The following is an 18,298-nucleotide window of genomic DNA, read 5'->3' on the forward strand; positions in this document are numbered from 1 at the left end:
CCTCCCATTCGTCATCGCGCCCTCGGATGGGCGTTGCGATACACTTCGCGAAGCCTGTGCGGCGTGACGTGCGTGTACCGCTCCGTCGTGGCGATGTCGGCGTGACCTAAAAGCTCCTGCACCACCCGGAGATCCGCCCCGCCTTCCAGCAGATGCGTGGCAAACGAGTGCCGAAGCGTGTGCGGCGTCACGCCATCGGACACGCCCGCCTGCCGCGCGTAGCCCTTCAGGATATTCCAGAAACCTTGCCGGGTCATTCGGCGCCCGAGGCGATTCAGGAACACCGCGTTCTCTGACCGGTCCCGCACCAGTACCGGCCTGCCATACCGAAGGTACAGTCCGAGCGCATCCTGCGCCATCTCGCCCAAGGGAACCACGCGCTCCTTCTTGCCCTTCCCGAACACGCGAATGAACCCCGCCGCGAGCTCCACGTCTTCGAGCGAAAGCGTCACGAGCTCGCTCACCCGCATCCCCGTGGCGTAGAGCGTCTCCAGCATGGCGCGATCGCGCAATCCAATGGCATCCGGCCGGCGCACCGCGCTGATCATCCGCTCGACGTCCGTTTCGGAGACAACGCGAGGCAGGTGCTCATCCGGAGACGCAACCTCGATGTCTGCGGTCGGATCGCCCTGAACAGCGCCTTCGCGCAGGAGATAGCGGAAAAACGAGCGCAGCGCGGACATTCGACGAGCGATGGTCGTCGGTTTCATGCCTCGCTGCTTCAGATCGGACAGATAGCGGAGAACCGCGGTCCTGTCCGCATCCCGGAGGTTACGCTCATCGCGCGAGAGATACCGGCAGAAATCCTCGAGATCTCGCGCGTAACTCGCGACCGTATTGTCCGAAAGGCCCCGCTCCAGCCGGAGATGATCGAGAAAGGTGCGGATATCCGGATTCACAAAATTCCACTCCCTGCTCCAGGGATTCCGGGCTCACCTCGGGTATCGCATGAGCTCGTACAGCCGCTCGCGGTCGTCCGGCTGCACGTCAACGTCGAGGAGCGCGATGTTGCGCGTCTCTTGGCCGCAGCGGGTGCAGCGATGGACAATCTGGTACCCCTTTTTCGAATGGTACTCGACGCGCACCGGTTCCATCAGCCCGCCGCACGGATTGGCGCGATCGCCCGGCTCCACGTCCACGTGCAGGGAATACAAGCAGCGAGGACAGTGATTGCGGCACGTTCGTTCCGCCGGCTCCACGTGCAGGCCGCAATGCGCACAGGTGAATGGCTCGTTGCGGCGAATAAACGCTGCCATTTTCATCCTCCCAGCAGCCGACTGACCATCGGCGGCACGACGAACGCCTGGACGGCAGCGGCAAGCAGCAAGCCGCCCAAGCACATCACGCTTCTCCCAGTATACCTCAGGAACTGAATCGTCCACTGATAAAGGGGGACGGATTGGGCGACGATTTGGTACGAAAAGCGGATGGCGTTTACACTCGCGATGAGGAAGGCGAACAGAAAGATGGCCTGATGCACAAAAATGCCGAGGGAAGCCACCGCGAATCCCTTCCAGCCAAATTGGAGCGAAGTGAACGCCACGGCGAAACCGGTCTCGAACGCGCGGGCGAACACCGCCGCCGCCACGATGGGAATCCCGACGGCCGAAGAACCGGCCAGCCACACGAGCGCGAGCCAAGCCGCATCCGAGACGAGCCGGGTCGCGAACACGGCGCTGCCCGAGGCCAGTTGACCGTGCAGCGTGGCCAACAGGAAGGCCTCCAACTGGTTGGCGAGCTCCAGCTTGTCCGCCGGCCGAAGTTCTGCCGCCACAATGCCGCCAAAGGCGGCGCCGGAGAGGACCATGCCGAGCAAAAACGCGATGATATGCGCCTCTTGCGACAGTCGGCGCGCCAGCCACCGCCGAAGCCGAAACCAGCCGAGCGCGAAAGAGAAGGGCGGCCGCCTCCGGGCCATCCACGCGCTTGTTCTCATGGCCGTGCCTCCTTCTCGAACCGAGAGCGTAGACACGACCATTCTATGACGCGGAATCGATTGATAGACTCGCGGGGGACACGCCGTCACGCTTCCTCGATGCGCCCGTAGCGCCCGGCCCCGCCTGGTGAAACCGCCATGCGGCCGCTCAACGCGGCTGCAATTCGGGCAGCCAGCCTTTCGCCGACCACCTCCGCGATAGCCCGTTCGGACGGCGGCTGGAAGACGAGCGGTGCCTCCCCGCCGAACGCCTGTACCAATTTCGCATACGTGCGGGGCCCCACGCCCGGAACAAACGAAAGGGGCACGATGTAGCGGTACGGCGCCCGCCACGGCGGATGAACGGGCACATCGTCGTCCGCGATGGCCTCAATCCGGTCCCACACGCCCTGCACGATGTCCGCGTCGGCGCCGCAGGTGCACGGATGCGGCGCCACGATGGCTCCACACCTTCGACATCGCGTGCGATAGTACTTGCCGAGCGGCGGGTAGAGCCCCAGATTGGCCTCCACAAATCGCCCATCCGCGCGGCGGCACGCGGCTCGAATCTCCGCGAACGAGAGCTCGTTCACGGCCAGCACGTTGAATTCGCGCGCGATGGAGGGGAGGCTGTGGGCGTCCGAATTGGACAGAAACGTGAATTCCCGCATTTCTCTCAGGCGATCCGCCATGTCGGCGTCAGCCGACAGCCCGAGCTCGATCGCGTCGACGGCGCAAAGGGGCAAGACGTCCGCGAGGCGATCCGCCGCGCTCCCGATGAGCCCCTTGAACGGCGTGAACGCATGATGCACGACGAGCAGGCCGCCCCGGGCGTGAACCTCGTCCGCCAATCGGACGGGCTCGGTTCGGGCGACCTGAGACGACAGGCTCGTGTTCGACTGAACCGTTTTCAACCATGTCTGAAAGTCGGCCGCCGCTTCGACCGTCGGCAGCCAACAGCCGAAGTGCGCGGCGCCGCGCGGCGATACGCGGATCTCCACCTCCGCGCCGAGCACGACCAAAAGCGACGATTGATACAACAATCCCCCGCCAGGGACCGGCACGAGAAGCCCCGCGTCACGCAGCTGGCGGATCTCCTCCAGCACGGGATCGCAGACCGCGTCGACGAGCCCCACGATGTGCAATCCCTTCACACGCATGGCCCAGTCGAGCGACGCGGAAACCGTCAGTTGATGCGACGCGGCCATCTTGACGGGCCGGCCGCGCGCGGCTCCCGTGTGAACGTGAAAATCGGCGAACGCCTGCATCGTCACGGCCTGGCCATCCACCAGTAGAGCGCCACGAGCGTCTTGGCGTCCTGAATGTCACCGGCCTCCACCATCTTACGGATCTCGTCGCGCGCGAACACCTGAGACTCCACGAACTCATCGCTATCAGGGTGCAGCGCCCCGCGCTTCACATCCCTCGTGTAATACACGTACAGCTTCTCGTTGCTGAAGCCTGGCGCTGTGTAGAAGGCGTGCACTGGCACCAGAGGTGCCTGGCACTGATACCCCGTTTCCTCGGACAGCTCTCGCGCCGCAGCCTGTTCCGGTTCCTCCCCAGGCTCGAGCTTGCCAGCGGGAATTTCCCACAACACCTGTTCACACGGCTTGCGAAACTGGCGCACCAAAACCACTTTGTCCGGCTCGACTTCTGCGAGCACGGCCACGGCCCCCGGATGAAGCACCACCTCGCGCGTGCTCGTCCGCCCATTCGGCAGTTTCACCGTGAGCCTACGCACATCGATGATCCGGCCGGCAAACAGCCGCTCTTCCGCTACCGTCTGCTCCCACATGCGTGTCGCCCCCCTGTTCTATGGCTCGGAAAGCGCTGCGACCAACAGTCGTGTGAGCCGCACGAGGCTCTCCTCATGGATGCGCTCCGCCCGCGCGTGTGCCGACTCGTAGCCTACCCCGACGTTGATGGGCAAGAGGCCCATGGACGCGAGCCAGTTCGCGTCGCAGCCGTCTCGCATCCGCACGCACGTGACCGGCCCACCCCCGCGCTCCATCCGGCTCCGCACGGCGTGAAGCCACGAACTGGCCCGCACGTCGTACGCCGGGTACACGAGCTCGGACCGCACGTCGCGAGGCCCCGTGCTTCGCTCGAGTTCGGCCACCCACGACCGGTAGCGCGCCTTGGCGATCCGCCCGTCGACATCCGGCGAAAACCACACGGCCACTTCCGCCTCGCAACCCGCATCCGACGGCACAAAGCGCACCAGTTCGCAGGTCAGCCCGAAACCGGTGCGCACCGTCGCCTCCTGCAGGGCCCGCCACACGGAGAACCGATCGGCTTCGCCGCGCGCAGCATAGCGAAGCCATACGCGCGCTTGGCCGTAGCCCGCCTCGACCAGCGTGCCCACCGGCGCTTCCGCATCGACGACGAGGGCGCGCCTCGCCGAAAAGGCGATCCGCCGGGACTGGCGAACCCCGGCGCTTCCCAATTCCTCTCCGGCCGACAGCAAGATGTGAATGGGCGGATGGCGGCGGCCCTCCCGCAGGATGCGCGCCATCCCCGCCATCACGGCGGCCACACCGGCCTTATCGTCCGCGCCGAGCGGCACGTCGTTGCCGCTCTCTATCCATCCGTCGGATCGCCGCCGCACATCGGGGACCCCGGCCCACCGCGTGTCCAGGTGCGCGCATACGAGGACCGGATCGAGCGCCGGATCGCCCGGCGCAAACGCCCAAAGGTTGGCGGAGACCGCGTCCCCGAGGGACACCGGCTCCCAGGCGACGGACAGGCCCATGTCCTCCATCCAGGCGGCGCAGGCCCGCCCCGCGCGTCGCTCGCTCCCCGACGGACTATCCATCCGCAAGAGCTCCAGAAAGAAAGCGAGGGCCGACTTGTCGTCGGCCGCACCCGATTCCCCGCTCACGCGGGAGCCTCCGCGAGAATGACGTCGCAGGCGAAGACCTCGGCGAAATGCCTGCGCAGCCGGTCCTCCCACGCCTTCATGTCCTGCGGTTCTCCCAGGACGGCGGCGACGCTCGTCACGCCGCGATCGCGAATGCCGCACGGGACGATCACGTCAAAGTCCTCGAGGTTCGTGTTCACGTTCAGCGCGATGCCGTGATACGTGACGAATTCGCCCGACGGGCGCTTTTTCACCCGCGCACCGACCGCACAGATCTTGTCCTCGCCTACCCACACGCCGGGCAGGTCATCGATGCGGCGCCCCTCGATCCCGTCCTCGGCGAGCGCGCGAATCACGACCTCCTCCAGGTTGCGGACAAATCGCGCCACGTCATTGCCCCACGGCGCGAGATGAAGCACGGGGTACAACACCCACTGCCCAGGGCCGTGATACGTGACGTCGCCGCCGCGATCGACCATGCGCACCTCGAATCCCTTGCGGGTGAGAACCTCGATGGGCAAAAGGATATTGGCCTCCGACCCGTTGCGGCCGACCGTGATGGTCCGCGGATGCTCGAGCGCGAACACGGTCTGCGCGTCGTCTTCGAGGTTCAGAAGCTTGAGCGCCTGATTCACCTGCATGTCCAGGGCGTCGTCATACGGGACGACGCCGAGCGAATGCCAAACGAGCGACGTGGCCAACGAACTCACTCCCCACTCCGCGCGGCCATCTTCGACTGGCGCCATGGGACCTGGTCTTTCGCGTGATATGAACTGCGAACCATGGGTCCCGACTCCACGTGCTTGAAGCCGCGCTTCAACCCTTCTCCGCGCAGGCGCAGAAATTCGGTGGGCGTGTAGTACCGCACGACCGGCAGGTGCTTCGCCGTCGGCTGGAGGTACTGGCCCACGGTGAGGATGTCGACGTCCACCGCGCGGAGATCGTCCATCGTCTCGTAAATCTCCTCAAACGTCTCCCCGAGCCCCACCATGATGCTCGACTTCGTGGGGATATCCGGCGCCATCTCCTTGGAACGGCGGAGCAGCTCGAGCGTGCGATCGTACTTCGCCCGGGAGCGCACCGAGTCCGACAGCCGGCGCACGGTCTCGATGTTATGGTTTAGCACGTCCGGGTGGGCGTCCAGCACCACGGCGAGTGCATCCCAGTTCCCGTCGAAATCCGGGATCAACACTTCCACGCTGCAGGTCGGAACCTTCCGCCGCACCGCGCGGATGGTCTCCGCGAATATGGAGGCGCCGCCGTCGGCGAGATCGTCGCGAGCCACGCTCGTGATCACGACGTGTTCGAGCCCCATCGCGACGACAGCGTCCGCCACGCGCTCCGGCTCGCGCAGGTCAAGCTCGTTCGGGCGGCCGGTGTGGACGGCGCAGAAGCGGCATGCGCGCGTGCAGATGTCGCCGAGGATCATGAACGTGGCGGTGCGCATCTCCCAGCATTCGAACAAGTTAGGGCAATGCGCCTCCTCACACACCGTGTGCAGCGACTGCGTGCGCATGATTTCCTTGAGTTGCTTGTAGTTTTCACCCGTCTTTGCGCGAATCTTGAGCCATTCCGGGCGGGCTTTGGTGGTGCCCGCCTGCACGGCGCGAACGCTCGGCTCTGGCTTGCCCATGAATCATCATCCCTGTTCTCAAGGTCGCTTGCCGATGTCTATTGTAACGCTCAACGGCCGTCCGAACCACCGGAGCCGTCCCGCTCGTACCTTCCGCTCGCCCCGCCGTCCTTGAACACCAGGCGCACGTTCGCGATGGTCATGTCGCGATCCGCCTTTTTGCACATGTCGTAGACCGTGAGCGCGGCGACGGACGCAGCCGTGAGCGCCTCCATCTCCACGCCGGTCTGATACGACGTGCGCACTTCGGCTCGGACTCGAAAGACCGCCGCGTCCGCTTCCAGCGCCTCTTCGTCGATGCGCACGGAGACGTGGTGCAGCGGCACCGGGTGGCAGAGCGGAATCAGATCACTCGTCCGCTTGGCCGCCATGATGCCGGCGATCTCGGCCACCTTCACCACGTCGCCTTTGCCCATCGCGTGGTGTACAATAGCATCGCGCGTCGCCCGCGACATGCGGATGTAGGCTTCCGCGACCGCCACGCGTGTGGTGACGGCCTTTTCGCTGACGTCCACCATGTGCGGGCGCCCTTCGGGAGTAAAATGATGGAACACATCCTGAACATCCACGTCCATCGCTCCTTCTCGCAACTGATTGGACCTCGAGGTGATCCTGTGATGCGTGTCGAGATTCGCCTATTCGCAAATGTAAAGGAGATCGCCGGGCGAGACAAATTGGCGTTGGACGTCCCGGACGACGCCACGGTCGACGATGTCCTGCGCGCGCTGACGGAAGCCTATCCATCGCTCCGCGACGCGCTTGAGCACGTCATGGTTGCCGTGAACCTGGAACTGGCCGATCCTTCCCGGCGCGTCCACGCGACCGACGAGATCGCGCTCATCCCTCCTGTCGGCGGTGGGGAGGACGAACATCCCTATGCGCGGCTCACGAGGGACCCCCTCGACGTCAAGGAAGCCGAGGCGCTGTTGTCCGATGCGCGGCACGGAGGTTGCGTGTTCTTCCTCGGCACCGTGCGCGCTTGGACAGGCCCTCGGCAGACGGAGCGCATCGAGTATGAGGCGTACGAGGCGATGGTGCGAGTCCAGCTGGAGCAGTTGGTGACCGAAATCGAAGAGGAGTTTGCGGGCGTGAAGGCGCTCGTGTGGCATCGCGTGGGTACGCTGTATCCGGAGGATGTCGCGGTCATTTGTGGCGCCGCGCACCCGCATCGCAAGGAGGCGTTTGCGGCGTGCCAAGCGCTCATCGACCGCCTCAAAGCTCGGGTGACCATCTGGAAGAAGGAGTTTTTCGCGGACGGATCTGCCGAATGGAGGCCGAATCCGTAGCGCGTGGTTTACATAATGGCGGCGCTCTCGTCATAGATATGGGCCAGAGGCTCAATGGACGAGGAGCGTGCTACGCGTGAACCGCAGCAAACCTTCCCGCCTCATCGCCGAACTGATCGCAGCCGTCTCCGCGCTCTTGCTCCTTGCGGCAGGCTTCGTGATCTCCATGGCATCCGCGATTGGACAACCCCTCCGCGACCGCTTGGCACAGTCGGAGGTCGAAGCGCTCGCTTCCATCGAGGTGAGCGCCCTCTTCGGGAATGACGGGCCATCCGGCGACCAACTTCAGACGTCGAACCCGTTCCGCGCTGTGGCCGAGCGACTGCAGTCCATGTTCCTCAATCCAGCCGCCATACTTCGTAACATGCTCCCGCAGGTCGCGCCCGGCGACCCAGCGGGCGGACTGCAGACGTCTTTGCTCAACTCCATCGCGGCCATGGCTGGCGGTCGCCACACGCTTGTCATCGGTTGGCTTCCTTCGCCCGATCCGGCGACGTGCGTTCGCTGGATCCAGGACAACCCTGGCATCAACGTCGTCAGCCCGACCTGGCTTCACCTCGCGGACGCCTCGGGCAACTTGTCCGGAAGCGTCCTACCGACGGTTGTGCAGTATGCGCAGGAACGCCACATCCAAGTGTGGGTGCTCGTGGATAACCAGTTCTCCGCATCGCTCACGCACGAAGTTCTCGCCAATCCTCGCGCAGAGGCAAATTTGATCGACGAGATCGCCTATCAGGCGAGCACGTATCACGTCAACGGCATCAACCTCGACTTTGAGAACGTGGCGGCAGCCGACCGAAATCGTTTCACAGATTTTGTGCAACAGCTTCACGCTCGGCTGCACTCGCTCGGGATTGATCTTTCGCTCGACCTGACACCGGACATTGTGCAGCTCGATGACTCCGCTGCGTTCTTCCACGCCGCGCTCGCGGACGAAGTGGACCAGGTGGTGCTGATGGCGTATGACGAGCACTGGGCCACCGACCCAGACCCGGGCCCCGTGGCCGACTTCCCCTGGGTGGAGCGCAGCGTGAACGATCTGTTGGACACGGGCGTACCTGCAAACAAGCTGGTCCTCGGCATCCCGCTTTACACGCGCTTCTGGTACGTCAACAGGGACGGGAGCGTGCAGAGCGACGCGGTCAGCGCCGGCGCCGTGCAAGCCATTCTCAACCAGTATAAGTTGCCGCTCGGGACATGGAACGACTCCCTCGATCTGATGTTTACCCAGTATCCCACCAAGACGGGCTACGCAGAGGTCTGGTACCCCACGTCTCAGACGTACGAGGACTGGCTCAAGCTCGTGACCGACGACGGGCTGGCAGGCGTCGCCGTGTGGTCGCTCGCCTGGTCCGACGCCAACACCTGGGCGACCACCGTACACGCGCTGCACCTCAACGGTTCACCTTGAAACGGGGATGATGACGTGGATCGGACACTAGTCTGGATCGCGATGGCGACGGGGCTTGGATACGCGCTAGCGTGTGCACAGGAACCGGTCGACGCCCTGGAAGCGGCTCGCTCCTCCATCAGCATGCTCGCGCAGTCGCTGCCATGGATTCTCGTCTCCATGTTCCTCGCGGGACTCGTCAGCCAATGGCTCGAACCCGAATGGGTGGCGCGGTGGTTGGGGCGTGAAGCGAGACTCGCGGGCATCGTGTTTGGCGCCGCGCTTGGAATGCTCGGAACCGGGTCTCGGTTTGCGGTCTACCCGCTTGCGGTGAGCCTGCTCGCTGCCGATGCCTCGCCCGGTGCGGTCGTGGCGTTCACCACATCCTGGCAGCTGACCTCCCTGGCGCGACTCCCTGCCGAATTCCCGTTCTTCGGCGTACCGTTCACATTCGTGCGGTTTGCGACCTCGCTCGTCATCTCGGTGGCGGGCGGCCTATTGTTCGAATGGCTCTGGAGCGCGTGGTCCCACTTTCGGTAAGCGCGTCACTGAACCGGCGAGTCCACACCGCCTTCGACGTAGTGGCCCTGCTGCCACGCCACCTTTTCAATGGTGGCTTGACCCACGTCGGTCTTGGCAAGCAGATAAAATTCGTCAGGAAGCCTGTACGATCCGACGTTCCACGCGGCGAACCACGTCTGATTGCTACGAATGGGAACCGATGCGATGTGCTGCAAATGCGCGTCGGACTTGAGCGTGTAGTCGCCGTGATAGGCAGTCACGATCGCGGCTGGCGCATAGTACAGATCGACCCGGTGGCCGTTCCAACCGTGGTCGTCCGACCAGATGTGCAGGGCGGGCCCGTGACTCTGCACTTCGAAATGTGGGTTGCGCATCTGATAGTGCGCTAACGGCACGCGAGCCGGCGGATCGGCGATGGAGGGCGGCAGCATCTGCCCGACGAGCGCGGACGGATGCACCTCCGATTCTCGCCCGCAGCCGGTGAAGACGCCGGAGAGCATAAGCGCCAGGAGAACAGGAACCGCAGCAAAAGCACGGCGAGCGCGCATGGAAGATATCCCTCCCAAGACACGAGCGTGTTGGCGGTAGTGTGCGCGCCGGGAGTCTGGGGTATGCACATCGCGCGTCGCGCTTCGTTGCGGTAAAGTGGGGATATGAGATGGACAACCGTTCGGAACCATGAAGGAGCCATCGTCGCGTACGAAATCGAAATAGGTCAGGACGTGATGACCATTCGCGTGCGAACCGGGAAACGCACGCAGAAGCGCATCGTCCTTCGCGCGGATGAGCGCGGATTTTCCGTCAGTGCGCCGCCGTGGGCGAGATCGCGCGATGTGGAGCAGGTCATCCGGCAGAACCTGGACTGGCTGAGGGAGGCCCACGCGAAAGCGGCCGCAGCCAAGCCGAAGCGCCTCGCGGAGGGCGACGAGGTCCAAATTCTCGGCCGATGGTACGTCATCCGCGCGTGGACGAAGGCCCACGGCGGCGTCGATCACGAGCGCCGCACCGTGTGGGTGCCTGCGCACGAGGACGGCGTGCACGCGCAAGTCTACTTCCTGCTTCGCGAGCTTGCGCGCAGGCACCTGTTGGCGCGAGGGGCGATGTGGGCGGAGCAAATGGCGCTTCGACCGACCCGCATGGCGATCAAGGCGCAGCGGAGCCGATGGGGGAGCTGCACGAGCAAGGGACACATCTACCTGAACTGGAAGCTCATTCAGGCCCCGGAAGCTGTGGTGGACTACGTGATAGTTCACGAGCTCGCCCACCTGGTTCACTTGAACCACGGCCCGGAGTTTTGGGGACTGGTGGCGCGCTTTCAGCCGGACTGGAAGGCGCAGCGCGCTTGGCTGCGCCTGCACGGCCACGAACTGTTCCGGCTGGATCTGGAGACGAACGCCTAAGCCTCGGGCTTCACGGCTGCCCGAGGTACTTGGTCGCGAGCGCGACAAGCGCCCGACACCCGACGACGAGCGCGTCCTCGTCGATGTCAAAGCGCGGGTGATGGTGGGGATATGCCTCTCGGTCAGCGCGCCGGATCCCTGTGAAGAAAAATGTACCGGGCGCCACCGTCTGGTAAGCCGAAAAATCCTCGCCGCCCATGGTCGGCTCGGCCTCTGTGACGAGATCGCCGAATTCCTCCACCAGCGTAGCGCGAACGAATGCGGTGAGCTCCGGATCATTCACCACGGGTCGATAGCCCCGCTCATAGCGAAATTCGTACGACGCGCCCTGCGCCTCGGCGATTCCCTTGATCAAGGCCTCCATCGCCTGCGCGGCCCAGGCGCGGCGTTCTTCTCGGAACGTGCGCACCGTGCCGCAAAGTTCCACTTCGCTCGGAATCACGTTGTCCGCGGTTCCGCCGACGAATTTGGTGACGCTGAGCACAAACGGTTCGAACGGGTCCACCCGCCGGCTGGCGAGTTGCTGCAGACTGACGACCACCTGCGCGCCGATGGCGATGGGATCCACGGTGAGATGGGGCTGCGCCGCGTGTCCCCCTCGCCCGATGATCCGGATGTGAAACGTATCGGGCGCGGCCATGAGTTCGCCGGCCCGCACCCCGATGCGGCAGCTCTCCATGTCTTGCCACAGGTGCTGGCCGATCACGGCGTCGACGCCGTTCAAAACCCCCGCATCGACCAGTTCCTGAGCGCCGCCGGGCGTCAATTCTTCCGCATGTTGAAAAATGAACCTGATCTCTCCGTGAAGTTGGTCGCGGTGCGCGGCGAGCACCTTGCAGGCGCCGAGCAACATGGCGGTGTGCCCGTCGTGCCCGCACGCGTGCATCACGCCAGGGTTCTTCGAAGCGAACGGAAGCCCGGTCTCCTCCTCAATGGGAAGCGCGTCGATATCCGCGCGCAGCGCGAGAACGCGGCCCGGCCGACCCGTGACCAAGCGAGCGACCACGCTCGTCTCCGTGGGCCGGCTGATCTCGAACGCCCCCATCTTCGCCAGTTCGCGCTCGATAAACGCCGCCGTCTCCCGTTCTTGAAAACTGAGTTCCGGATGCTCATGCAAATGTCGGCGCCACGCGACGAGATCGCCGCGGATGGCCTCCACTTCCCGCGCGAGATCCGCCATCTCCGGTCCTCTCCCCTCTCAGCCGTGGAGCGTCATCATCCACTTCGTCAAGCCTTCGACGTCGACCTGTTCGCCGACGTAAAACGGTCCAAATTCGGCGAAACGCGCGCTCGACTCGTCAAACCGCATCTCGTAGATCAGCTTCTTGAAATGGATGGGATCGTCCGCGTAGAGCGTCACGCCCCACTCCCAATCGTCAAGTCCGACGGATCCCGAAATGATCTGCTTGACCTTTCCAGCGAATTGGCGCCCGATTTGGCCGTGTGCGATGAGATGCTTCCGCCGTTCGTCTTCATCGAGCATGTACCAGTTGTCGGGATGTGTGCGGCGCTTGTTCATCGGATAGAAGCACACGTACCGCATCTCGGGCACGGGGGGCTTCAACCTCAGCTGGAGTGCCTCGTCTTGCTCAATGTCCACGCCCGGTTTCGCCAGGTATCCGCCCAACTCCACCACGGAGACGTACGAGTACGCGCGCTCCGTGAAATCCGCCAGGCGCGTCGCCTCAAACCGCGCTTTGACATCGTTTAATTCGCCAATCGTGGGCCGCATGTACACAAACAGAAGATCCGCCTTGGTGCCCGCGACGACAAACTGACCGAAACTGCCGAGCCGCTGGCGCTGCGCCTCGATCTCGCCCTGAGCAAACGCGCTGAAGTCGCGCAGCACGGCGGCCGCCGTGTGCGGGTCGGTGTTTTTCCACGCCTGTCGGCGGATCGCGCGGAAGTCGTGCAGCACATACCATCCGTCCAGCGTGTGCGGTGCCGGCATCGTGTCAACCTCCCTCTGCCGTACACATTATCACAACAGCCCTGACCCGCCAAAAGGCATCGACGGAGAGGGACATGCAGGCTCAACGCCATGCATACCATGTCCTCGAGAGACTTCGCCCGAAGGGGTGATCTGATGCGCACGTGGAAAGTGTCGCTCGCATCCGCATGTTGGATCCTCGGCGGTTATGGCATTTGGTCGTCGCTCGCGCTGGCACGGGCCGGCGCGGCCGCTGGCATTCCCCAACTTGAAGCTGCCGGCGCGGCGGAGTTGACCGCGGCCCTGGCCTGGGTGCTGACGGGATGCGCCGCCGTCTGGACGTTGTCGGCCTCCGCGGTCCTGTCCTTCGCGAATGCGCTCTGGTCCGCTTCGCTCGCCTGGTACTATCAGGACGAGACGGTCTGGCTCTGGTGCGGAGCCTGCGCCCTTCTCGGCGCGCTCGCGGCGACCGGGGCATGGCGAGGCAGGAAGCGGCGGCGCTCCGCTCAGCCACCTACCCCACGCGGTGTTCCATTCGCAGCCGGTCAGCGATCATCGCGATGAACTCGGAGTTGGTGGGTTTAGTCTTCGAGGCCGAGACCGTGTACCCAAACACCCGGCGAATGGCCTCCATGTTGCCCCGGCCCCACGCGACCTCGATGGAGTGGCGAATCGCGCGCTCGACGCGCGAGGGCGTGGTTTTAAATCGCTGCGCGATTTTCGGATACAACACCTTCGTGATGGAGCCGAGCATCTCCACGTCTTCATACACGAGCCCTATCGCCTCGCGCAGGTAGTGGTATCCCTTGATATGCGCGGGCACGCCAATCTCGTGGATGATTTGCGTGATCTGCGCGTCAATGGAGCGGCGCGACGGCGGCGACGGTGCGGCCATCATCGGCGCCGGAGACGTCGCCGCCACTGGGGCGGGCGCCTCGAACATCACCTGGCGAATCCGCTCGGCCAGCACGGGCATGTCAAAAGGCTTCAGGATAAAGTAGGAGACCCCGAGCTCCGCGGCGCGCCGAGTCACGCTCTCCTGACCGAACGCGGTCAGCATGATGACCTTCGGCGGATGTTCCGTGACTTCCGAAAGCCGCTCCAGCGCGCCGAGCCCGTCCAATACCGGCATAATGATGTCGAGGATGAGCACGTCCGGCTTCGTCTCGCGAACCAGATTGAGCACCTCGGTGCCGTTGTGCGCAATCCCGCAAACCTCCATATCCGGCTGCCCGGAAATGAATTCGCTCAAAAGTTCCGCGAATTCATGGTGGTCATCGGCCAGTAAGATCTTCATGCGTGTGGACACGACCATACCCCCTCTGCACTTCTCCGGACATACCAATTCGACGCAAACCCCAAGACTCCTGTCAAAACTATGTAAAAAAATTCGCCTTTATGTCACCTTTTTCGACAAAGATCGACAAGGAAAAATCGACAAGGGCCACCCGCTCGCGGTGGCCCTTGGGGCTCACGCCGCCTGCAATCGATCGGCTCCGGTGGGTGCAAAGGTGAGCTCGTGCCGGTTGGGATGCAGCATCCAGTAGGCGTAGACGCCGTAACCGCGGACGGGATCGGACACGAACACATGAGTGACGGCGCCCACCAGCCTCCCGTCCTGCACGATGGGACTGCCGCTCATGCCCTGAACGATGCCCCCGGCGGCCTGAAGGAGCTTGGGGTCGACGACCCGGATGATCATGCTCTTGGTGGACGGGCTCATCTGCCGTGCGGTATGTTCAATCACCACTTGAAACGCTTCGATCTTCTCGCCATGCAGCACGGTGTACAGAACGGCTGGGCCCGGATGGACCTGCCCCGGCAGTGCCACGGGAATGGGCCCGGCGAGCGGCGAAGTGCGCATTGCGAAAGACGGATCCATGCGCCCAAACACGCCGTACGGCGTATTTTCGTCGATCTCGCCCACCGCGCGATTCAGGCCGGTGAACACGCCCTTCTTCTCACCGGGCTGCCCTGCCCTTCCGGCCTGGACACCCGTGATGGCCGCTTGGTAGACCGAGCCGCGCCCTTGAATGGGCTGGCCTGTGTCGGCATCCGTCACGAGGTGCCCCAACGCCGCAAAACGCCCCGTGGCCGGATCGTAAAACGTGAGCGTTCCCACGCCGACCGCCTTGTCCCGCACGTAGACGCCAAGCTCTGGCACACCGCGCGCGTCTCGAATCTCAATTTCGCGCAGCTTGTCGCCCCGCGCCACGAGCAGGCGAAACGGCCCGCGCTTATCCCGGAGCGCGGCCTGCAGGTCCTTCGCCGTGTGCACGGGGACACCGTCTACCGAGAGAATCACGTCCCCCACCTCGATGTGGTGCATCTCGGCGAGACTGACGCCTTGGGCCGCGCGCCGGTATCCAATGACCATGGGCCCCTCGGACAGCAGGCGAATGCCGACAGCCTGCCCTCCCACTACCACCCGTTCGGCGGGCTGCACATGCACCCGCGTGCGCCATGGAATGAAGCCGAGGATGCGATCCGTCACGTCAAAATCGCCCGCATCCGAGGTTACCGTGACGGCTTCAAGCGGATCGACCGGCCGAACCCACGCATGCATGGAGAAGGGATGAGACGACTGCAGGGCCATCTCGTCGTCCGTGGACATTTCGACCGATGTGGGCAATTCCACCAGGTGGCGAACCGGCGGAATCCAGAGGAGCGCGGTCGCAGCCACGAGGACGGCGACCTTGAGCGCGCGCAGCCACCCCGCCATGGTGCATCCCCCTTCCCGTGAGTAACACCTCGTGTCGCGTGCATCTAAGGTGCCCCCGGCGGGTGGTCGTATGACCGCAAAAAGCTCCCCGAACCGCCGTCACGTGGACTGGCTTCGGAAGCTTTCCAAAAGGGCGCGCGCGTGCACCCGGGCCGTCGCATCCGACAAATCGGATCCAAGAAGCCTCGCGATCTCCTCGATGCGGCCGCCGTCATCCAATCGCGTCACACGGGTGATGGCGCGATTGGCCTCCGATGCTTTGGCGACGAGGTGGTGCACATGACCCGCGGCGGCCACCTGCGGCGAATGGGTGACGCAGAGCACCTGTTTCTCTTGTCCAAGTTCTCTCAGCATCTCTGCCACGCGCAGCGCCGCTTCTCCGCTCACGCCCTGATCGATCTCGTCGAAGATCAACGTGTCCGTGCGTTCGAGGCTGGCGATCACGACCTTGACTGCGAGTAGCATGCGCGAAAGCTCGCCACCGGATGCAACTTTCTGTAAGGGCATCAAGGGCTGACCCGGATTTGCGCGAAACAGAAAACGAATCTCGTCCCACCCATGTTCGCTCGGCGCGTCCTCCCGCGGAGCCACCTCGATTTCGCACTGGGCACCCGCCATCGAGAGTCGAGCGAGCGAGCGGGAAATCGCCTCACCGAGAGACTTCGCGGCTTGGGCCCTCGCCTCGTGAAGGCGCGCTGCGATCTCGCGATATGCGGCTTCGCGCCGCCCGACCTCGGCCTCCAGTTCTGCGAGGCGCTCCTCATGTTTCGACCAGGCGTCCAGTTGGGCTCTTGCGCGCTCGAGGTAAGCGAGCATCTCTTCGGTGGTCGCGCCGTATTTGCGCGACAGCTTGCGAATGAGCGCCAGACGCTCCTCAATCTCCGCGAGGCGCGCCGGATCGTGCGCCAGTCGCGACAAGAACCGGTGAAGCGTGAAGGACGCTTCCTCGGCGTGAACGCGGGCAGTCTCCAGCAGCTTGGCGATCTCGCCGACGCGATCGCTCGATCCGGCCAAGTCCGCGGCCAAGCGCCAAGCCTCGTGAAGTCTCGCAATGGCGCCGGCTTGCCCGTCGTCCAAAAGCGCCGCCATCTGCCCCAGCGACTCCGCCATCTGTTGCGCGCGCTTGAGGCGCTCGCGTTCGGCGCGCAGCTCGTCTTCTTCGCCGGGGCGAAGCCCGGCTTCCTCGAGTTCGCGTACCTGGAGGGCGTAGAGGTCCATTTGCTGCGCGCGCTCGCGATCCGACACCAAGGCCTCGCGCCAGTCGCGGGCCGCGTCCTGCCAGGCGCGATACGCGTCGGCGCACGAGGCCACAAGCTCGTCGTGCTGCCCGTAGAGATCGAGCAGGCGGCGCTGATACGAAGTCGTCATGAGGGCGATGGATTCGTGTTGATCTTGGAGTTCAACCAGAGTATCGCCGAGCTCTCGGAGCATCTGCACTGTGACGGATCGGCCATTGATGCGATTTTGCGCCCGACCGTTCGGATGAAACGTCCGGGAGATGACGATCTCGCCGCTGTGATCAATGCCCCACGACTGAAGGAGCCGGTCCGCCGCCTCGTTCGCCTGGATGTCGAACACCGCTTCTACCAGCGCCGGCGAGCCGTCCGACGCCGTAGGACTCGCGACGCGCCCGCCCAAGATAGCGCGCGTGGCGTCGAGGACGAGCGACTTGCCAGCCCCCGTCTCACCGGTCAGCACGTGCAGGCCGCGATCGAGCTGAAGCCGCAGTTCGTCAATCAACACGAAGTGGCGCACATACAACTCCTGCAGCATGTCTCCGCCCCCCTCACGTGGAGGATGGATCTCCGTGGAGCTTGCTCCGCAACACGCCAAAAAACTCGCGATCCGGCAAGCGCACGAGCGTCGCTTGGAACGGAGCCTTCCGCACCAATACCTCGTCTCCGGCGAGAAGCCGCATGCCCTCCTGCCCGTCCACCGCGAGTTCCACATCCCCGTGCCGCGCATGCACGGAAAGCCGCACCCACGAGGAGGCATCGATCACGCAGGGTCTGGAAAACAGCGTGTGCGGGCACACCGGCGTCAGGACCATCACCTGCAAATGCGGACTCACGATGGGGCCTCCGCAGGACAGCGAGTAGGCGGTGGATCCTGTGGGTGTCGCGACAATCACGCCGTCACCCGTGTAGGTGTCGACGTACACGTCGTCCACGTGGACGTCGAGCGTGACCATGCGCGCAAACGAGCCTTTGCCCACGCCCACGTCGTTGAGCGCCGTGAAACGCGCGATCTCGCGTAGATCCCGATACACGAACGCCTCGAGCATCAGGCGAGTCTCCAGGTTGTACTCCCCCGCCATGATGCGCTCGAGCGCAATCTCCAGTTGCGAAGGTTCCGACTCCGTTAAAAACCCGAGGTGGCCAATGTTGACGCCAAACATGGGGACATGAAACGGCGACAACTGGCGGGCCACGCCGAGCAGCGTGCCGTCTCCACCGAGCACGATGACGAGTTCACAGGATTTCAGCTCTGGGTGCGTCTCGACAATGGCGGTGTCGTGGTCGATCGGCACATCGACGACGCGAACCCCTGTTCGTTCCAACTGCCGGAAGATGTCGGTCCGCACCGAGCACGCTTCCTGCTTGTGCACATTGTACAACAGGCCTATTTGGCGCAACG

21 protein-coding genes are annotated in these 18,298 nt (G+C 64.2%); 5 read left to right on the forward strand and 16 right to left on the reverse strand.

Features of this window, described 5'->3' with window-relative positions; translation table 11 throughout:
* Positions 1-11: 11 nt before the first annotated feature.
* The 9 genes from xerD to moaC form a co-directional block, all read right to left on the reverse strand.
* Complete coding sequence (gene xerD / locus AS26_RS02905; RefSeq protein WP_062305989.1) at positions 12-899, reverse strand: site-specific tyrosine recombinase XerD; 888 nt, start codon at positions 897-899, stop codon at positions 12-14.
* Positions 900-932: 33 nt separating this feature from the next.
* Entirely contained in the window at positions 933-1,256 is a 324-nt protein-coding gene (locus AS26_RS02910; protein ID WP_062305991.1) for an RNHCP domain-containing protein, read from the reverse strand.
* A 2-nt stretch (positions 1,257-1,258) separates the two neighbouring features.
* Entirely contained in the window at positions 1,259-1,936 is a 678-nt protein-coding gene (locus AS26_RS02915) for a stage II sporulation protein M (RefSeq protein ID WP_062305992.1), read from the reverse strand.
* An 86-nt stretch (positions 1,937-2,022) separates the two neighbouring features.
* Positions 2,023-3,183, reverse strand: a complete 1,161-nt coding sequence (locus AS26_RS02920; RefSeq protein WP_062306066.1) for an endonuclease Q family protein — start codon at positions 3,181-3,183, stop codon at positions 2,023-2,025.
* A 2-nt stretch (positions 3,184-3,185) separates the two neighbouring features.
* Entirely contained in the window at positions 3,186-3,713 is a 528-nt protein-coding gene (locus tag AS26_RS02925; RefSeq protein ID WP_062305994.1) for an NUDIX hydrolase, read from the reverse strand.
* 18 nt (positions 3,714-3,731) lie between these two features.
* The gene (locus tag AS26_RS02930) at positions 3,732-4,799 is read right to left on the reverse strand and encodes a M20/M25/M40 family metallo-hydrolase (RefSeq protein WP_062305995.1); all 1,068 of its coding nucleotides are present in this window, start codon (positions 4,797-4,799) and stop codon (positions 3,732-3,734) included.
* Entirely contained in the window at positions 4,796-5,479 is a 684-nt protein-coding gene (gene lipB, locus AS26_RS02935; RefSeq protein WP_062305997.1) for a lipoyl(octanoyl) transferase LipB, read from the reverse strand. The genes AS26_RS02930 and lipB overlap by 4 nt, the downstream gene beginning before the upstream one ends.
* Before the next feature lie 5 nt (positions 5,480-5,484).
* A complete protein-coding gene (gene lipA / locus AS26_RS02940; protein ID WP_062305998.1) occupies positions 5,485-6,411 on the reverse strand; it encodes a lipoyl synthase in 927 nt (308 codons plus the stop codon).
* Positions 6,412-6,461: 50 nt separating this feature from the next.
* Positions 6,462-6,980 (reverse strand): cyclic pyranopterin monophosphate synthase MoaC, encoded by a 519-nt coding sequence (gene moaC, locus AS26_RS02945; RefSeq protein ID WP_281176937.1) that lies wholly within the window; start codon positions 6,978-6,980, stop codon positions 6,462-6,464.
* A gap of 48 nt (positions 6,981-7,028) precedes the next feature.
* On the opposite strand from moaC, the gene AS26_RS02950 reads away from it, so the two are divergent.
* The 3 genes from AS26_RS02950 (at position 7,029) to AS26_RS02960 (ending at position 9,627) form a co-directional block, all read left to right on the forward strand.
* A complete protein-coding gene (locus tag AS26_RS02950; protein WP_062306001.1) occupies positions 7,029-7,697 on the forward strand; it encodes a molybdenum cofactor biosynthesis protein in 669 nt (222 codons plus the stop codon).
* A 76-nt stretch (positions 7,698-7,773) separates the two neighbouring features.
* Positions 7,774-9,108, forward strand: a complete 1,335-nt coding sequence (locus AS26_RS02955) for a glycosyl hydrolase family 18 protein (RefSeq protein ID WP_062306003.1) — start codon at positions 7,774-7,776, stop codon at positions 9,106-9,108.
* Between the two features lie 15 nt (positions 9,109-9,123).
* On the forward strand, positions 9,124-9,627 hold the full coding sequence (locus AS26_RS02960; protein WP_062306005.1) for a permease: 504 nt from the start codon (positions 9,124-9,126) through the stop codon (positions 9,625-9,627).
* A 5-nt stretch (positions 9,628-9,632) separates the two neighbouring features.
* Here the strand turns inward: AS26_RS02960 and AS26_RS02965 are convergent, their stop codons facing one another.
* Positions 9,633-10,157, reverse strand: a complete 525-nt coding sequence (locus AS26_RS02965; protein WP_062306007.1) for a hypothetical protein — start codon at positions 10,155-10,157, stop codon at positions 9,633-9,635.
* A 105-nt stretch (positions 10,158-10,262) separates the two neighbouring features.
* Between AS26_RS02965 and AS26_RS02970 the strand changes: the two genes are divergently transcribed.
* On the forward strand, positions 10,263-11,009 hold the full coding sequence (locus AS26_RS02970) for a M48 family metallopeptidase (protein ID WP_062306008.1): 747 nt from the start codon (positions 10,263-10,265) through the stop codon (positions 11,007-11,009).
* 10 nt (positions 11,010-11,019) lie between these two features.
* Here the strand turns inward: AS26_RS02970 and AS26_RS02975 are convergent, their stop codons facing one another.
* Positions 11,020-12,189, reverse strand: a complete 1,170-nt coding sequence (locus AS26_RS02975; RefSeq protein WP_062306010.1) for a M20 family metallopeptidase — start codon at positions 12,187-12,189, stop codon at positions 11,020-11,022.
* 18 nt (positions 12,190-12,207) lie between these two features.
* Complete coding sequence (gene hemQ, locus AS26_RS02980) at positions 12,208-12,960, reverse strand: hydrogen peroxide-dependent heme synthase (RefSeq protein ID WP_062306011.1); 753 nt, start codon at positions 12,958-12,960, stop codon at positions 12,208-12,210.
* 135 nt (positions 12,961-13,095) lie between these two features.
* Between hemQ and AS26_RS02985 the strand changes: the two genes are divergently transcribed.
* Entirely contained in the window at positions 13,096-13,503 is a 408-nt protein-coding gene (locus tag AS26_RS02985; RefSeq protein ID WP_062306013.1) for a hypothetical protein, read from the forward strand.
* On the opposite strand, the gene spo0A is transcribed toward AS26_RS02985, so the two are convergent.
* From spo0A to AS26_RS03005, 4 genes are all read right to left on the reverse strand, one after another.
* A complete protein-coding gene (spo0A, locus tag AS26_RS02990) occupies positions 13,454-14,236 on the reverse strand; it encodes a sporulation transcription factor Spo0A (RefSeq protein WP_174519913.1) in 783 nt (260 codons plus the stop codon). The two genes, AS26_RS02985 and spo0A, sit on opposite strands and share 50 nt — an antisense overlap.
* 174 nt (positions 14,237-14,410) lie before the next feature.
* A complete protein-coding gene (gene spoIVB / locus AS26_RS02995; RefSeq protein ID WP_062306016.1) occupies positions 14,411-15,661 on the reverse strand; it encodes a SpoIVB peptidase in 1,251 nt (416 codons plus the stop codon).
* A gap of 99 nt (positions 15,662-15,760) precedes the next feature.
* Positions 15,761-17,434, reverse strand: a complete 1,674-nt coding sequence (gene recN, locus AS26_RS03000; RefSeq protein WP_062306017.1) for a DNA repair protein RecN — start codon at positions 17,432-17,434, stop codon at positions 15,761-15,763.
* A 13-nt stretch (positions 17,435-17,447) separates the two neighbouring features.
* Positions 17,448-18,296, reverse strand: coding sequence for an NAD(+)/NADH kinase (locus tag AS26_RS03005; RefSeq protein ID WP_062306019.1), 849 nt, complete (start codon positions 18,294-18,296; stop codon positions 17,448-17,450).
* Positions 18,297-18,298: the final 2 nt, after the last annotated feature.

Source organism: Alicyclobacillus sendaiensis NBRC 100866, from assembly GCF_001552675.1.
Classification (GTDB): Bacteria; Bacillota; Bacilli; order Alicyclobacillales; family Alicyclobacillaceae; genus Alicyclobacillus; species Alicyclobacillus sendaiensis.

Excerpts from the sequence above, each read along its gene's own strand:
- AS26_RS02975 (WP_062306010.1), bottom strand. The coding sequence starts at position 12,189 with ATGGCGGATCTCGCGCGGGAAGTGGAGGCCATCCGCGGCGATCTCGTC.
- AS26_RS02950 (WP_062306001.1), top strand. The coding sequence starts at position 7,029 with ATGCGTGTCGAGATTCGCCTATTCGCAAATGTAAAGGAGATCGCCGGG.
- AS26_RS02925 (WP_062305994.1), bottom strand. The coding sequence starts at position 3,713 with ATGTGGGAGCAGACGGTAGCGGAAGAGCGGCTGTTTGCCGGCCGGATC.
- lipA (WP_062305998.1), bottom strand. The coding sequence starts at position 6,411 with ATGGGCAAGCCAGAGCCGAGCGTTCGCGCCGTGCAGGCGGGCACCACC.
- AS26_RS02910 (WP_062305991.1), bottom strand. The coding sequence starts at position 1,256 with ATGGCAGCGTTTATTCGCCGCAACGAGCCATTCACCTGTGCGCATTGC.
- AS26_RS02965 (WP_062306007.1), bottom strand. The coding sequence starts at position 10,157 with ATGCGCGCTCGCCGTGCTTTTGCTGCGGTTCCTGTTCTCCTGGCGCTT.
- spo0A (WP_174519913.1), bottom strand. The coding sequence starts at position 14,236 with ATGAAGATCTTACTGGCCGATGACCACCATGAATTCGCGGAACTTTTG.
- AS26_RS02920 (WP_062306066.1), bottom strand. The coding sequence starts at position 3,183 with ATGCAGGCGTTCGCCGATTTTCACGTTCACACGGGAGCCGCGCGCGGC.
- AS26_RS02970 (WP_062306008.1), top strand. The coding sequence starts at position 10,263 with ATGAGATGGACAACCGTTCGGAACCATGAAGGAGCCATCGTCGCGTAC.
- spoIVB (WP_062306016.1), bottom strand. The coding sequence starts at position 15,661 with ATGGCGGGGTGGCTGCGCGCGCTCAAGGTCGCCGTCCTCGTGGCTGCG.
- hemQ (WP_062306011.1), bottom strand. The coding sequence starts at position 12,960 with ATGCCGGCACCGCACACGCTGGACGGATGGTATGTGCTGCACGACTTC.
- AS26_RS02985 (WP_062306013.1), top strand. The coding sequence starts at position 13,096 with ATGCGCACGTGGAAAGTGTCGCTCGCATCCGCATGTTGGATCCTCGGC.
- recN (WP_062306017.1), bottom strand. The coding sequence starts at position 17,434 with ATGCTGCAGGAGTTGTATGTGCGCCACTTCGTGTTGATTGACGAACTG.
- AS26_RS02915 (WP_062305992.1), bottom strand. The coding sequence starts at position 1,936 with ATGAGAACAAGCGCGTGGATGGCCCGGAGGCGGCCGCCCTTCTCTTTC.